We start from the raw sequence: 15,373 nt of genomic DNA, 5'->3' as shown, positions 1-15,373 counted from the left end.
CATGCTACCTACCATCGAAAACCGCCTTGCCCAGGAATTGAACTGCCGTCCCAATCAGGTGGCGGCAACTGTGACATTGTTGGACGAAGGCGCCACCGTCCCCTTTATCGCCCGTTACCGCAAAGAAGTTACCGGCGGCTTGGATGACACTCAGCTACGTTTGCTGGAAGAGCGCTTGCGCTACTTGCGCGAGTTGGAAGATCGCCGTGTGGCGGTGATTTCGTCGGTGCAGGAGCAAGGCAAGCTGACGCCCGAGTTGCACGCAGCATTCCTGAGCGCCGACAACAAGCAGCGCCTGGAAGATTTGTATCTGCCCTACAAGCAAAAGCGCCGCACACGAGCCCAGATTGCCCGCGAAGCAGGCCTTGCCCCATTGGCTGAAGCCTTGTTGGCGAATCCCGTGCTGAACCCCGAGACGGAAGCTGCAGCGTATGTCAGCGAAGAAAAAGCTGTGCCGGATGTAAAAGCCGCATTGGATGGCGCACGGTATATCCTTATCGAGCAATACGCTGAAGACGCGGGCCTCTTGGGTGAGCTACGCGAATTGCTGTGGAGTCGCGCCGAATTGGTCGTCAGCTTGGCCGACGAAGCCAAGCGCGAAGAAGGTGCCAAGTTCGCCGATTATTTCGACCATCGCGAACCGTTGGCCAAGACGCCTTCGCATCGTGCGCTGGCGATTTTGCGCGGCCGTAACGAGGGCATCCTCAATTTCACCCTGGCGCTGCCCGAAGATGCTGACCTTGCGCCAGGCCGGCAAAGCGTCGGCGAAGGGCGTGTGGCGTTGCGCTTCAATGTCCGCGACCAGGGTAGGGCGGCCGACCGTTGGCTGCTCGATGGTGTGAGGCTGGCTTGGCGGGCGAAGATTTTTCTCTCGCTGGAGGTGGAACTCACCAACCGGATTCGTGAAGCAGCTGAAGTGGAGGCCATCAAGGTATTCGCCAGCAATCTAAAGGACCTGCTGCTGGCAGCGCCCGCCGGCCCGCGCGCCACGCTGGGCCTGGACCCCGGTCTGCGCACGGGTGTCAAGGTGGCTGTGGTCGACAACACCGGCAAGCTGGTCGCCACTGACACAATCTACCCCCATGTACCGCGTAATGATTGGGATGGCAGTTTGCATAAGCTGGCCAAGCTGGCTGCCGCCCACAAGGTGGAGTTGATTGCCATCGGCAATGGCACCGCCAGCCGCGAAACCGACAAGCTGGCAGCCGAGCTGATCAAGCTGCATCCGGAATTCAAGATGCAGAAGATTGTCGTGTCGGAAGCCGGGGCGTCGGTTTACTCGGCATCTGAATTGGCGGCCAAGGAATTCCCCGAGCTGGATGTCAGTCTGCGTGGCGCAGTATCGATCGCTCGCCGCTTGCAAGACCCCTTGGCCGAGCTGGTCAAGATCGACCCGAAAGCCATCGGTGTGGGCCAGTATCAGCATGACTTGAACCAGGGCGAGTTGGCGCGTTCACTCGATGCGGTTGTGGAAGATTGCGTGAATGCCGTGGGTGTGGACGTGAATATGGCCTCTAGTGCTTTGCTGGCACGGGTATCGGGGCTGACGCCGACGCTGGCCGGCAATATCGTGGCACATCGCGATACGCACGGCGCATTTGCCAGCCGCGCCGCGTTGAAGGCGGTGCCACGATTGGGCGAAAAGACGTTCGAGCAGGCCGCTGGTTTTTTACGGGTCATGAACGGTGACAATCCGCTCGATGCCTCATCAGTTCACCCGGAGGCCTATCCCGTAGTGGAGAAGATACTCGCCAAGAGCCGGCGTGAAATGAAGTCGGTACTGGGTGATTCCTCCTTCCTCAAGCAACTGAATGCCGCTGAGTTCACGGACGAACGCTTCGGCCTGCCAACGGTGAAAGACATTCTGGCTGAACTGGACAAACCGGGTCGTGACCCGCGCCCGGAATTCAAGACCGCGACTTTCCAAGAAGGGGTGGAAGACATCAAAGACTTGCGCCTGGGCATGATTCTGGAAGGCGTGGTCAGCAATGTGGCGGCGTTTGGCGCATTCGTGGACATCGGTGTGCATCAGGATGGTTTGGTGCATGTGTCGGCGCTGGCGAACAAGTTCGTCAAAGACCCGCGAGATGTGGTCAAGGCCGGTGACGTGGTCAGGGTAAAGGTGATGGAGGTCGACGTAAAGCGCGCGCGGATTGCCCTGACCATGCGCCTGGAAGACCAGCCCGGTGCGGCAGGCAGTGGCCGGCCTGCCCAAGCTGAGCGGCCTGTCAACCCAACCCGCCAGCGTACGGAGAGCAAGCCGGCTCCCGCCGGCGACAATGCCATGGCGGCGGCTTTTGCTGCATTGAAACGGAAGTAGGCCGTTAGCTGAGGTAGTAAAACAAAACACCCCGCGTTGGCGGGGTGTTCTCCTAATGCATAGAAATATTCTACTTGCAAGGTCGAGCCTATTTTTTTAATGCTTGCTGGAGCCTCATCTGCTGGGGCGGCGAGGTGACGGGGGCGGGGGGCAAACAATAACCGATTGTTTATCAATGCCGTCTTCTGGATTTTGCGTACCGGAACCCCATGGCGAGATCTTCCACCCGATCTGTGGGAGGCTGGAAAAACACGCATTGACGCTTTTGTCGATGGCGTGACAAGGGAGTTTGGGGGAAATTGCTCGAACAGTTGATAACCGACCCGGACGTTGAATGGCTGATGATTGATGCTTCCCACATCAAGGTTCATCCCGACGCGGCCGGAGCGTGTGGCGGCAATCAGGCGATGGGTGTGACAAAAGGGGGCTCAATAGCAAGCTACATCTGGCAGTAGATGCGCACGGCATGCCAATCCGCATTCTGCTGACGTCAGGCACCACCGCTGATTGTACCCAGGCAAGCACGTTGATCGAAGGGTTGACGGCTCATAGCCTGCTCATGGATCGCGACGCGATCATTGAGCAAGCCCACAAGCAGGGTATGCAAGCCGTTGTTCCACCACGTAAACATCGCAAAGTGCAGCGCGAGTGGGCAGGAATTCCAGCTTGGCGTTGTAGCCGGTTCGACGAAAAGCTTCCCGTACAATTTCGGTAATCACGCCACCGTTGGGTAGATCAGGCCCAAAGTAGGGTGGATAGACTGATGTGACGAGATGGACTTCTTGAGGGGCTGCTGCCAGCGGTGCAAGGTGGGCTAGGCATAGAGCCATCGTCAGAAGGATTTGCCGCAGCCATGAGAAACCGTTTCGATAGCACATAACAACTCCTATCCATTCGTTTGTTGCGCGGCTTTACGGCAGGCTGTGTGATAACGAACGCGTACGGCATCTCGCCAAATAGGGGCTGGGCTTCACCGTAAGTATATAAGTCAGTTTGTCTATTTTCTGCTGGGCGGGCGTATTGCGCGCCGCTATTGGGACAGTTGATACATGCGCCGCAGTCTTTCAGCTTGATTCTTGACCAGCCACGGGTCTTTAGCCAAGACGAGGAAGGCGCGGTTGAAATAGGGACGTGCTTCTTGATTCTGGCCCAAGGCCAGCAGATTTTCGCCAATCTCTTCGTAGACGTAACCATCTTCCTCGCCGGTTTGCTGCCACGCTTTTTCCAGGGCCAGTTGAAGGGGTAGCGCGATGTCAGGTTGTTCCATCACCCGGTGCAATTTGGCGACGCTCCAGCGCGCCATCAGGAGCGGTTTGCCCGTCTTGCGCACCTCGTGCCAGGCTTGGGCACGTTGCAGGTATTCCAGTGCCCGGGAATAGTCTTTCTGGTCGTAGAAAATCCAGCCCAGATTGTTATAGAGCGTGCCCAGCCAGTATTGACTGCGTGGGTCGCGGCTTTTTTCGGCGGTGTTGATGGCCTTGTGATGCCAGTCCAGGGCGCTGCGCTCGTCAACAGTGGCCAGCATATGCATGGCGTCGATAGCAAAGAAATCACGTTGTTGCTGTGTGGCCTGAACATAAGCGCCGTGAAACCAACGCCACGCCTTTTGGCGATCTCCGGCGGCTTGCCATAGACGGCCCCGTTCGAGGGAATACCGCAGGCTCAGCGTGGGGGACTGGTCTGACAGCACGTCCCGTACCTGATCCAACGTGGCCTGGGCTTCGTCCAGCCGCCCTTGCAAGCCTTGCGCACGCGCGAGCTGGGTGAGTGCTTCATTGGCGGTAAATTGATCGCCGGCCTGCTTTGCCTTGTTGATGGCTTGGCGCAGCTGTTTTTCAGCTTCCTCTGGCTGCATGTTGTTCCAAAGCGCGTCGATATCGGTGGCAGCGACATGAGTTGCCAGCAGTAGGGGTAGCCAGACACCTCGCATCAGCAGGCGGTCCGGATGAATCGGTTTTCCACCAATTCGTCGAGGAGATAGCTGAAGTCCTCAGCGCTTTCTGAGTCGGGCGCATAGCTGAATACATCCAGGTTTTTACCGCTACCTTCCATGACGCTTTGACTTTCGAACACCCGGGTACGGCAGAAGTCGCGGCCATAACGGCGGGTTAACTCCGTGGCGACGTGCTCGGAGGTAATCTGCCCGCGCTGGTATCGATTGATGAACACCTTGCGGGGGCGGTGCAGGCCTTTTGACGTTAAGCCGTTCAGTGTCTGGTCCAATTGCAGTGCCCCGTTCATGGCCAGGTATTCTGCGGTTACCGGCACGAGCACCACATCAGCGGCGATGAGCGCGGATAAGGACAGCACGCCCAGCATGGGGCAGCAGTCGATCAGCACCGGCGTACCGGCGGCCGACAGCATTTCCAATTGCATCGCTTTTTTGAGTCGTCGCAGATCGCGGCGGTTTTGGCTCAGCAGCATATCGACCTTGGCTAGTTCCATATGGGATGGAATCAGATTGACCTGGTTGGGGAGTTGGGTGACCAGTTCGGACAGGGGCGTGTGTTGCTGGAAAAAGCTGTAGACGGTGCGCTCCACCTTCGGTTTTAGGCCTGACATCGCGGTCAGATGGGCTTGCGGGTCGAGGTCGATCGCCAGGGGGGTCAAACCATTACGCGCCATGGCTGCGGCAAGATTGGCCGTGGTGGTGGTCTTTCCCACCCCGCCTTTTTGATTAAAGACTGCAATGATGGTCATAGAGTCTGGTTTGTCCTGGTGTGACGCTAATCAAAGGCCTGGTGTCAGGGTCTGAACAAAGGGAGCCCTTAGAACCTGTTTATAGTCAGCTGCGCGTCGGCAATATGGCGTTGAAAACACCCTCGGAATGCTCATTTACCACTTGTAAACTCCGCTTCCTCAGCTGTTTTTGCCTTATCTTGCTCTAGCTCGCGAGACTTTAGTCAGGTTCTTAGAACCTGTTCATGCTCATATTGCGTAGCCGTGATCAGAGTTCATGTGCTGCTCGAAATCATCATGTACCAAAGTACATTCTGGTTTCTCCACTGCGCTTCACCCCGCTGACGACTACTCGCTACAGATCATAGACAGGTGCTTAGGGCCGGCCGAGGCTGCGGGTACCCCCCGTTTATTGGTGAGTTGGCGCAGTCAAATTAAGCCAATTGGCGTTGACCACTATAGGCATGAATACGCCCAGCCGGAAAGTTTGCGTCTGATAAGACGCAGGGCTGGGCGCGGTGGTTTACAACACTTCAGCGGCGTGGTCGGCTAGGCGTGAACGTTCGCCGCGTTGTAGCGTGATATGCCCTGAATGGCCCCAACCCTTGAAGCGGTCTACGACATAGGTCAAGCCCGATGAGCCCTCGGTGAGGTAAGGCGTGTCGATCTGGGCGATGTTGCCGAGGCAGACCACCTTGGTGCCAGGGCCGGCACGGGTGATAAGGGTCTTCATCTGCTTGGGCGTCAGGTTTTGCGCTTCATCAATGATGAGGAATTTGTTCAGGAAGGTGCGCCCGCGCATGAAATTGAGCGATTTCACTTTGATGCGTGAACGAATCAGGTCACGCGTGGCAGCCCGGCCCCATTCACCTGACTCACCGTCGGTTTGGTTGAGTACATCAAGGTTGTCTTCCAATGCCCCCATCCAGGGCGCCATTTTCTCTTCCTCGGTCCCGGGCAGGAAGCCGATATCCTCACCGACCGGTACAGTCACCCGCGTCATGATGATCTCGGTATAGCGTTTTTCTTCCAGCGTCATCATCAAAGCCGATGCCAGTGTCAGCAGGGTTTTACCGGTGCCGGCCTGGCCCAGCAGTGTGACGAAATCGATATCGGGATTCATCAGGAGGTTGATGGCGAAATTCTGTTCACGATTTCGTGCGGTGATCCCCCAAATCGCGTTTTTGGGATGGCTATAGTCTTTGATCGATTCCAGGACAGCTGTCTTGCCGTCAATGGACTTCACCATGGCAAGGAAAGGTTTTTCGCCTTCCTGCCATATCATTTGATTCAACAGCAGGCCGCCGCAATCGGGGCCATGAAGCTGGTAGAACGCCCGGCCGCCTTCCTGCCAGCTCTTCATGTCCTTGCCGTTTTTTTCCCAGAATCCCTGGTCGATCTCACGCACGCCGGTGTAGAGCAGGTCGGTGTCTTCCAGCACCTGGTCGTTGAAGTAGTCTTCGGCCGCCAGCCCGAGGGCCCGCGCCTTGATGCGCATATTGATGTCTTTGGACACCAATACCACTTCGCGCTCTGGTTGCTGCTGCGCGAGCTGCATGACCACGGTCAGGATCTGATTGTCGGCTTTGCCTACGGGTAGGTCGGCCGGCAGTTCAATCTTGGTGGCTTGGGTTTGCAGGAAGAGATAACCGTGGGCCATCCCCTTTGATGGTACTTCCAGCGAGACGCCGTCGCCGATCTGGGTTTCCTTGCCACTGACAATCTCATCGAGAAAGCGGCTAGCCTGACGGGCATTGCGTGCGACTTCGCTCATGCCCTTCTTGTGACCATCCAGCTCTTCCAGGGTCACCATAGGAAGACAGATGTCGTGCTCTTCAAAGCGGTACATACTGGTTGGGTCGTGCATCAGCACATTGGTGTCCAGCACAAAGAGTTTGGTGCTCTTGGCTTTACGGTCGGCGGCCATAGTCTTCCTCGGGCTAGTGATAGGTCGGGACGGACCCGACTTCGCATAAACACCGCTAAAACCGCACTGTTGCTGGCTAATACGGTGCAGTTCTTCACAGTGCTGTTATGGAGGCCGCCGTGCAAGCGGCCCGAAAAACAAAACGCCCGTCACAGGGGACGGGCGTTTCACTTATTTCATACTCTGCACGTAGCTCAGTACCTCGCTCACATGGTCGGGGACTTTTACCCCGCGCCATTCCTTGATGATGTGTCCCTTGGCGTCAATCACGAAGGTGGACCGTTCCACGCCGCGCACTTGCTTGCCATACATGTTCTTCATTTTCATCACGCCGTAGGCTTCGCAGAGGATTTCGTCCGGGTCAGACACCAATTCGAAAGTGAAACCCATCTTGGCTTTGAAGTTCTCGTGTGACTTGAGGCTGTCCCGGCTGGCGCCGAATACCTTGGCCCCCGCCGCTGAAAAGGCAGCGTGCTGGTCGCGAAAATCGTTGCCTTGTGCTGTGCAGCCAGGGGTATTGTCCTTAGGGTAGAAATAGAGCACGTAGGGGGTGCCGATGAGTGCGGTGGTATCAAAAGTCTGGTTGCCGGTCATGGGCAGGGACAGCGCAGGGGCTGCAGTCATTACGTCCTCCGGTTTGATTTGATTGTGGTTAAAAACCCCTGCGCATTCAAGAAGACGGGGGTGATGATTTCATGCCAACGCCAGGGTTGGCGCGGAAGTGATTGTTTTGATTGGAGTGGGTCGATTTCTGGCTGTTGCGATTTAATTGATTTCGACACCTGTTTTGCAGGATTGGCTTACACCAGTTCGTTGAGTAGCTCCTTCACTCGCACCGCGCGAATGGCCGGGTCGGGCAGGGCGCTTTCTACACGCAGCTTGTCCGGGCCGGCGAGTTTATAGTTGCGTTTGGTTTGAATCAGCTTCATGACTTTCATCGGGTCGATGTTGTTTTGCTGGGCAAACTGCACTGAAATGGCGACTTCCGAGGCATCGAGCTTGATGACACCTAGCGGCTTGGCCTGCAGGCGTAAACGATGGCAATCGAACAGGATCTTGCCGGGTGGGGGCAGCAGGCCGAAACGGTCGATCAACTCTTGCTGCATGTCATCCAGGTCGTCGTTGCTGCCGCAGTTGGCGAGGCGTTTGTAGATCACCAGCCGTTCGTGCACATCGGGGCAATAGTCTACCGGCAGCAGTGCAGGGCTGTGCAGATTGATCTCCGTCGCGACACCGAGGGGTGCATTCAGGTCGGGCTCGATGCCTTTCTTCAAGGCCTTGACGGCCTCATTGAGCATGGCTGAGTAAAGTGAGAAGCCGATTTCCTGCATTTCACCGCTTTGGTCGTCACCTAGCACCTCGCCTGCGCCGCGGATTTCCAGATCATGCATGGCAAGATAAAAGCCCGAGCCCAGCTCTTCCATCTGCTGAATCGCTTCCAGTCGCTTTTGTGCCGAAGCAGTGAGGGACTTGATATCGGGCACCAACAGATACGCATAGGCTTGGTGGTGCGATCGACCGACCCGGCCACGCATCTGGTGTAGCTGCGCCAGCCCAAACTTGTCGGCTCGGTTCATGATGATGGTGTTGGCATTCGGGATATCGATGCCGGTTTCGATAATGGTGGTACAGAGCAGGACGTTGAAGCGCTGTTGGTTGAAGTCGCGCATCACCTGTTCGAGGTCCCGCTCACGCATCTGGCCATGGGCCACACCGATACGCGCCTCTGGTAGTAAGGCTGCAAGTCGTTCATGCATATTGGCGATGGTGTCCACCTCGTTATGCAGGAAGAACACTTGGCCACCGCGTTTGAGCTCGCGCAACACCGCTTCGCGGATTACGCCGTCGCTCCAATTGGCCACGAAGGTCTTGATCGCGAGCCGGCGGGAAGGGGCGGTAGCGATTACCGAGAAATCCCGTAGGCCTTCCAGTGACATCGCCAGGGTACGGGGAATCGGCGTGGCGGTCAGGGTCAGTACATCGACTTCGCTGCGCAAGGCTTTTAGCTGTTCTTTGTGGCGCACGCCAAAACGATGTTCTTCATCAATGATGACAAGGCCCAGGTTCTTGAAGTGGATGCCGTTCTGCACCAGCTTGTGGGTGCCAATGACAATATCGATGCTGCCCGATGCCATCCCGGCAACGGCGGCGTCGACTTCTTTCTTGGAGCGAAAACGGCTCAGTTCGGCGATCCGTACAGGCATATCGGCGAATCGGTCGGAAAAGTTCTGGAAATGCTGTTCGGCCAGCAGCGTGGTGGGCACCAGTACAGCCACCTGCTTGCTATCGGCGACGGCCACGAAGGCCGCCCGCAGGGCGACTTCGGTTTTGCCAAAACCAACATCACCACAAATCAGGCGGTCCATGGGCTGACCGGAAGTCATGTCCACAATCACCGCTTCAATCGCACCAGCTTGGTCGGGTGTCTCTTCAAAGCCGAAGCCGGCTGCGAAGGCTTCGTAATCATGGGGTTTGAAGCCAAAGGCATAGCCCTCCCGCGCGGCACGGCGGGCGTACAGGTTCAGTAGTTCGGCAGCTGTATCGCGCACCTGCTCGGCAGCGCGGCGCTTGGCTTTTTCCCACTGGCCGGAACCGAGCTTGTGGAGTGGGGCGCTGTCTTCCGCACCGCCGGCGTAGCGGCTGATGACATGCAGTTGCGACACGGGCACATACAAGGTGTCGCCGCCGGCATATTCGAGGTGCAACATTTCGGTGTTGCCCTCGCCTAAATCCATGCTGACCAAGCCCTTGTAGCGGCCGATTCCGTGCTGTTCGTGCACCACCGGGTCGCCGATCTTCAACTCGGACAGGTCGCGCAGCATGCTCTCGGTATTGCTGCGTTTTTGTGCTTTGCGCCGGCTGAGCGAGCTGCTATGGCCATAGAGGTCGGACTCGGTAATCAACGCGACCTTGCCGGCGATAAAGCCATTCGCCAGCGGCGAGACCCCCAGCAGAATCTTGTCGTGCCGGCCGAAGAAATCGCCCCACGCCTCGATCAGTTTGGTAGGCAGTCCGTATTCCTGAAAGTACTGGCTCAGGGTTTCGCGCCGCCCGATTGATTCGGCCAGCAGCAGGATACGGCCGTCAAAGCCGCCGACAAAGGCCTTCAACTTGGTAATGGGGTTGTCGGCACGCCTGTCTACGCGCAGGTCCGGTAATGCCACGCTGGCTTCGCGCCACGCTGTTTCTGTCGCATTTTCAACCGCAGGGCCATCGTTACTCAGTTCCAGCCGCCGATAGGGCTTCATCAGGGCAAAGAACTGATCGATAGGTGTAAAGAGCTCGGTAGGCGGCAGTAATGGCTTGTCTTTGTCGCCAGCCAGCATCTTGTAGCGGCTGTTGGTGTCGGTCCAGAAATGCTCGCAGGCTTGCATCAGCTCGCCGTGCTGCACCAGCAGCGTGTCCGCCGGCAGGTAGTCAAACAGGGTGGCGGTACGGTCGAAGAACAGCGGCAGGTAGTACTCCACACCCGGTGGAATCAGGCCGTTGGAAATATCCTTGTACACCCGCGACTTGCTGGGGTCGCCCTCAAAGACCTCCCGAAAGCGCGAGCGGAACTTGGCGCGGCCGCCGTCGTCAAGTGGAAACTCCCTTGCCGGCAGCAGGCGGATATCCGACACGGGGTAGATGGACCGCTGGGTATCGACATCAAACGTGCGGATGGAGTCGATTTCATCGTCGAACAAATCCAGCCGGTAGGGCAGGGGGGACCCCATGGGGAAGAGGTCGATCAAGCCGCCACGGACCGAAAACTCGCCCGGCCCGTAGACTTGGGTCACATGGTTGTAGCCGGCAAAGGTCAGGTCGGCCCGTAGTTTCTCCACGTCCAGTTTGGTTTTGGCCTTCAGCAAAAAGGTGTAGGCAGCCAGGTATTCCACCGGCGGTAGCGGCATCAATGCCGTTTGCACCGGCACGATGACGACATCGGCTTCGTTCTGGCGTATCTGCCATAAGGTGGCGAGGCGTTCGGAAATCAGGTCGTGGTGTGGCGAAAAGCTGTCGTAGGGCAGCGTCTCCCAGTCCGGCAGCAGGACAACGGTCTTGTTTGGCACAAACCAGCTGATCTCGTCTTTGAGACGGGCAGCGGTCTGTGCATTGGCGCTTAATATCAATAAGGGCCGCGCCTTGCCGCTCAGATCAGCAAGCAGGCTGGCATCGCTGGAGCCCGCAGGCAGGGCCAGTCGAGTACGTTGTCCGGCGGGAGGAAGGGCAGAAAAGGGCAGCAGCGGCATGGTGCGGACAAGCGGGTAGCAGCAGAAGCGGTCGATTATAGCCCGGCTAGCGCGCTTGGCTGTGTTTGTCCAACCATTCAGTAAACTCATGGGCAGGCATGGCGCGGGCATACAGCCAACCCTGTGCCTCAACACAACCCATGCCCGATAGACATTTGGCTTGTTCGGTTGTCTCCACGCCTTCGGCAATGATGGAATAGCCCAGGCTGCCGGCCAAGCCAATGATGGCCCGGCAAATGGCGGCGTCGCCACTGTCGCCAGGCAGGCCACGCACAAAACTCTGGTCGATTTTCAGTCTGTCGATAGGCAGTCGTTTCAGGTAGGCCAACGAGGAATATCCCGTGCCGAAGTCATCGATTGCCAACTGCACACCCAGTAGTTTGAGCGCACGCAACCGATTGGCGACAGCATCGATATTCCGCATCACGACGCTTTCGGTGACTTCCAGCTCCAGGTAAGCGGGGTCCAGATCGCAATGGCTCAGAATTTTTTCCACCAACCGGGGCCAATTCTGGCGTTGGAATTGCACGGCCGAGACATTAACAGCCACGCGCAGTGGGGACTCCCGTCCTTGGTTCCACAGGGCGGCAGTGCGGCAGGCCTCGGCCAATACCCATTCGCCGATGGGGAGGATGAGCCCGGACTCTTCTGCGACCGGGATAAATTTGGCGGGTGAGATACCACCCAGGACGGGGTGGGTCCAACGCACCAAGGTTTCCATGCCGATGACGGCACCCGTGTGCATGTCTATCTGTGGCTGATAGGCCAGCCACAGCTCGCTGTTGTCGATTGCCCTACGTAGGTCCTGCTCCAACTCGAATGGCGCACAGGCTTCGTGGGAGAGATCCGGGGTATACATCCGTACGGCTTCGGTGCCTTCCTGCTTGCAGCGGTGCATGGCCACCGTGGCATGGGCCAGTACGGTGACGGCATCTTCGCCATGCTCGGGAAAGCACGCCACACCGATGCTGGGCCGAATCAGTATGGTGTCGCCATTCAGGGTGAACAGGGCATTGAAGCAAGACGAGAGGCGACGCCCAACGTACATCACATCTTCACGGGTTTGTATACCGGGCACAACCGCGCCGAATTCATCGCCGCCAAGACGGCTGAGCAAGGCCCCCTTCAAGCCAAGCGACTGGATGCGCTGACCTATTTCACTCAGCAACCGATCGCCCATTTCACGGCCATATACTTGATTGATGACGCGCAAGCGGCTGAGGCTGAGTACCGCAATCGCGGCGCGTTCCTTACGGCTGCGTGCCTCTTTCAGCAAGACCGCCAGCCGTTTTCGGAAAGCGTCGGCATTCAACAACCCGGTGAGCAAATCAACCGAGGCCAGTTCACGAATTCGATGTTCTGCTTCCATCCATTCGCTCAGGTCACTGAACACCGCCAGGTAGTTTTCAACCACACCCGCTTCGTCGCATACCGCCGAGATGGTCAGCCATTCGGGGTATACCTCGCCATTCTTGCGGCGATTCCAGATTTCCCCCCGCCAGTGGCCCAGTTGAATCAGCCGTTGCCACATGGCTTCAAAGAATTCGGGGTTATGTCGGCCTGAGGCAAGTAGCGAAGGCTTGCGGCCCATTACTTCTTCTTCACTGTACCCGGTGATCGTGCAAAAACGGGGGTTGACGGCCATGATGACCGTATTTTTGTCGGTGACGATGACACCGTCGCTGACCCGGTCCACCATGCGATTCAGCAGGTAAAGCCGTGCCATATGGTGCTGTTGATGCCATTTTTCAGCAATCGTATCCGTGAGTGTGCGCAGCAGGGCGAGACATTCAGCTTTGAAGAATGCCGCCACATCGCTGCCGATGATGAGCCACCCCAACGGTTTTCCCTTGCAAGACAAGGGCAGTACGACTATTGCATTGATACCGACTTGCGCGCGCAGGGCTTGGTGGACGGGGATGGTTGTGTTCTCGAGGTCGTCATAGACATGCTGGTCGTCTGTCTGGCCCGTGTTTTGAGCAATCGTCAGCAGGTGGCTGGCCAGTAGTGTTTGATCAACACCAGGTGCTGGTCCTGACATGAAAGTTATTGTGGGTGGCTGGTTCTCTAGTGCAACGAGCACGACACCAACCAGGTTGATGCCGGGTGTGAGAGCCAATGCATTACAGGCGTGTTTGTAGAGGGCAGCGACATCTTCAAGCGGGCTTTTGAGATCGGCCACACTACAGATTGCCTGACGTAACTTTTCAGTTACTGCAGTATTTTGATGTGGCTGAAGGTTCGGCAACGGTTTGCTTCCGTTTGATCCCATGGCTCATATCATAGTTGGCTTCCCGAGCATAAGAAAAACTATCGGACATTGTGTTGATACGATAGTCATCTGCCGTAGCAAGCAAGCGATTGATCGAATAATATATAAAGTACTATGACCCTCAACTCAAGCAAACTTGCCCTGCACTTTTCTCACGCGAATAGCTTTCCCGCGGGCAGCTACCGTAAATTCTTAAGCTATTTTGAAGCCGACTATGACGTGGGTTTTTTGGAGATGCTGGGTCACAATCCCGACTATCCCGTCAGTGATTGCTGGCCTGCGTTGATTGATGAGTCTGTCGCGTTTATTGCGTCGCGTTATAACCAACCGGTGATTGCCGTCGGCCATTCCTTGGGCGGCTTTGTGTCGTTCATGTGTGCATTGCGCCGACCGGATTTATTTCGCAGCCTTGTGCTACTGGATTCGCCGATATTCAGCCGGCGTGTATCCAGCCTGTTGTGGTTGGGCAAACGACTGGGTTTTATTGATCGCATCACCCCAGGCCGCGGTACGCGTACGCGCCGGCGTGACTGGCCCGACGAGGAAGCGGCTTATCAGCACTTCAGCGGCCGCGGCATGTTTGCCAATTTCGACCCAGAATGCCTGCGTGACTACGTTACAGCAGGCACCGTCATGAGCGCCAATGGCGTTACCCTTAAGTTTAGTCCCGAGGTCGAATACGGTATTTACTGTGGTTTGCCACACAACTTCCCACACTACCGCGGTATGTTGAAAGTACCGACGACGTTTATTGGCAGCAGCCGGTCCAACTATGTAAGGAAAGCTGACTTGCAGAGCATGCGGCGTCATTTCGGTATCCGCTTGCAGGAAGTCGAAGGCGGCCATCTGTTCCCATTTGAAAACCCGGCCATGGCTGCCAATGCAGTCAAAGCGGCAATTCATTCATAACCCAATCTATAGCGCTTATTCCAGCCAGGCCCACAAGGCTGCCCAATGGAATGAGCAAACGGTGCCCGGCGCCACAACCTGCCCATATGAAACATTACCATGACCAAGCCTTACGTCCGTCTCGATAAGAATAACGCAGCCGTGCTGCTGATTGATCATCAGACTGGCCTGCTGTCGCTGGTGCGGGACATTGATCCTGACAAATTCAAAAACAATGTGCTGGCATTGGCGGACATGGCTCAATATTTCAAGCTGCCCACCATCCTCACCACCAGCTTTGAGAAGGGCCCAAAGGCACCTTCAACGACATCACCCGTAACGCGGCGTGGGATAGTATGTCGGCGGCCGGCGCCCAATTGATGACGTGGTTTGGTGCTGACCGCAACCTGATGAGTAGCTACAGCACTTTGTCGCAGCCCAGGTAGGTATCGCCGTAACCAAACCAAAGGGCACCTCGAAAAACCTTCCATCCATGGCATGATTCTGACATCCGAAAGTCAGCCCTCCCATCATGATCAAATCCAGTCTGTTTGCCAGTGAAGAACGTGAAGCCAAGCTTGATCAGCTGGGCGATGCGCTGAAGGTCCTGGGGACCCATGTCGATTTTACCGCACTGGCGGCAGACATTGACCGAGCAGCGCCTCGACCCAGCCGCGCCCGCGGCGGCCGGCCGCCGTTTCCGACCGAATTAATGGTTCGGGTACTGCTGGTTCAGCAATTGTTCAACCTCAGCGATGAGCAGATGGAATTCCAGTTGCTGGATCGCCTGAGTTTCCAGCGCTTTGTCGGTCTACGCAGTAGCAGCCAGATTCCAGACCGTACCACCATTTGGACCTTCAAGGAGCGGCTCATTGCCGCAGGTGCGAGTGACAGCCTCTTTGAGGCGGCCAATCGGCAGTTAGCCAAGCATGGCTATATTGCACGCGGTGGTCAGATGGTGGATGCCAGCATCGTGCAAGTCCCGAAGCAGTCGGTGAGTCGGGAAGAGAAAGCCATGATTCAAGAACGCGCCATGCCTGCTAACTGGTCGCCGT

The 15,373-nt window shown here is 56.9% G+C and carries 11 protein-coding genes and 1 pseudogene; 5 read left to right on the top strand and 7 right to left on the bottom strand.

Annotation, left to right across the window (positions count from 1 at the left end):
- Position 1 precedes the first annotated feature (1 nt).
- Both CSQ89_RS02935 and CSQ89_RS02930 read left to right on the top strand, forming a co-directional pair.
- On the top strand, positions 2–2,320 hold the full coding sequence (locus CSQ89_RS02935; RefSeq protein WP_099404698.1) for a Tex family protein: 2,319 nt from the start codon (positions 2–4) through the stop codon (positions 2,318–2,320).
- A gap of 103 nt (positions 2,321–2,423) precedes the next feature.
- Positions 2,424–2,969 (top strand): annotated as a pseudogene (locus CSQ89_RS02930) (IS5 family transposase); the annotation flags it as partial.
- On the opposite strand, the gene CSQ89_RS22840 reads toward CSQ89_RS02930, so the two are convergent.
- From CSQ89_RS22840 to CSQ89_RS02900, 7 genes are all read right to left on the bottom strand, one after another.
- The gene (locus CSQ89_RS22840) at positions 2,896–3,198 is read right to left on the bottom strand and encodes a hypothetical protein (protein ID WP_186293360.1); all 303 of its coding nucleotides are present in this window, start codon (positions 3,196–3,198) and stop codon (positions 2,896–2,898) included. The pseudogene CSQ89_RS02930 and the gene CSQ89_RS22840 overlap by 74 nt on opposite strands.
- A gap of 152 nt (positions 3,199–3,350) precedes the next feature.
- On the bottom strand, positions 3,351–4,250 hold the full coding sequence (locus CSQ89_RS02925) for a tetratricopeptide repeat protein (RefSeq protein WP_099404697.1): 900 nt from the start codon (positions 4,248–4,250) through the stop codon (positions 3,351–3,353).
- On the bottom strand, positions 4,250–5,020 hold the full coding sequence (locus tag CSQ89_RS02920) for a ParA family protein (RefSeq protein ID WP_099404696.1): 771 nt from the start codon (positions 5,018–5,020) through the stop codon (positions 4,250–4,252). Before CSQ89_RS02920 ends, CSQ89_RS02925 begins: the two co-directional genes overlap by 1 nt.
- Positions 5,021–5,522: 502 nt before the next feature.
- Positions 5,523–6,926, bottom strand: a complete 1,404-nt coding sequence (locus CSQ89_RS02915) for a PhoH family protein (protein WP_099404695.1) — start codon at positions 6,924–6,926, stop codon at positions 5,523–5,525.
- Between the two features lie 171 nt (positions 6,927–7,097).
- The gene (locus CSQ89_RS02910; protein ID WP_099404694.1) at positions 7,098–7,550 is read right to left on the bottom strand and encodes a peroxiredoxin; all 453 of its coding nucleotides are present in this window, start codon (positions 7,548–7,550) and stop codon (positions 7,098–7,100) included.
- A gap of 176 nt (positions 7,551–7,726) precedes the next feature.
- The gene (mfd, locus tag CSQ89_RS02905; protein ID WP_099404730.1) at positions 7,727–11,158 is read right to left on the bottom strand and encodes a transcription-repair coupling factor; all 3,432 of its coding nucleotides are present in this window, start codon (positions 11,156–11,158) and stop codon (positions 7,727–7,729) included.
- Between the two features lie 46 nt (positions 11,159–11,204).
- Positions 11,205–13,340 (bottom strand): putative bifunctional diguanylate cyclase/phosphodiesterase, encoded by a 2,136-nt coding sequence (locus CSQ89_RS02900; protein ID WP_158228882.1) that lies wholly within the window; start codon positions 13,338–13,340, stop codon positions 11,205–11,207.
- A gap of 204 nt (positions 13,341–13,544) precedes the next feature.
- Between CSQ89_RS02900 and CSQ89_RS02895 the strand changes: the two genes are divergently transcribed.
- The 3 genes from CSQ89_RS02895 to CSQ89_RS02885 all read left to right on the top strand — a co-directional run.
- Positions 13,545–14,339 (top strand): alpha/beta fold hydrolase, encoded by a 795-nt coding sequence (locus tag CSQ89_RS02895; RefSeq protein WP_099404692.1) that lies wholly within the window; start codon positions 13,545–13,547, stop codon positions 14,337–14,339.
- A 99-nt stretch (positions 14,340–14,438) separates the two neighbouring features.
- Positions 14,439–14,699 (top strand): hypothetical protein, encoded by a 261-nt coding sequence (locus tag CSQ89_RS02890; protein WP_308418108.1) that lies wholly within the window; start codon positions 14,439–14,441, stop codon positions 14,697–14,699.
- 151 nt (positions 14,700–14,850) lie between these two features.
- Positions 14,851–15,373 (top strand): transposase (locus CSQ89_RS02885; protein WP_143747047.1); only part of this gene is annotated, 523 nt, incomplete at its 3' end.

It is taken from the genome of Chitinimonas sp. BJB300, from assembly GCF_002735695.1.
Taxonomy (GTDB): Bacteria; Pseudomonadota; Gammaproteobacteria; order Burkholderiales; family Chitinimonadaceae; genus Chitinimonas.
Note: the sequence above shows the minus strand (reverse complement) of the source record. Positions and strands in the feature narration are given on the sequence as shown.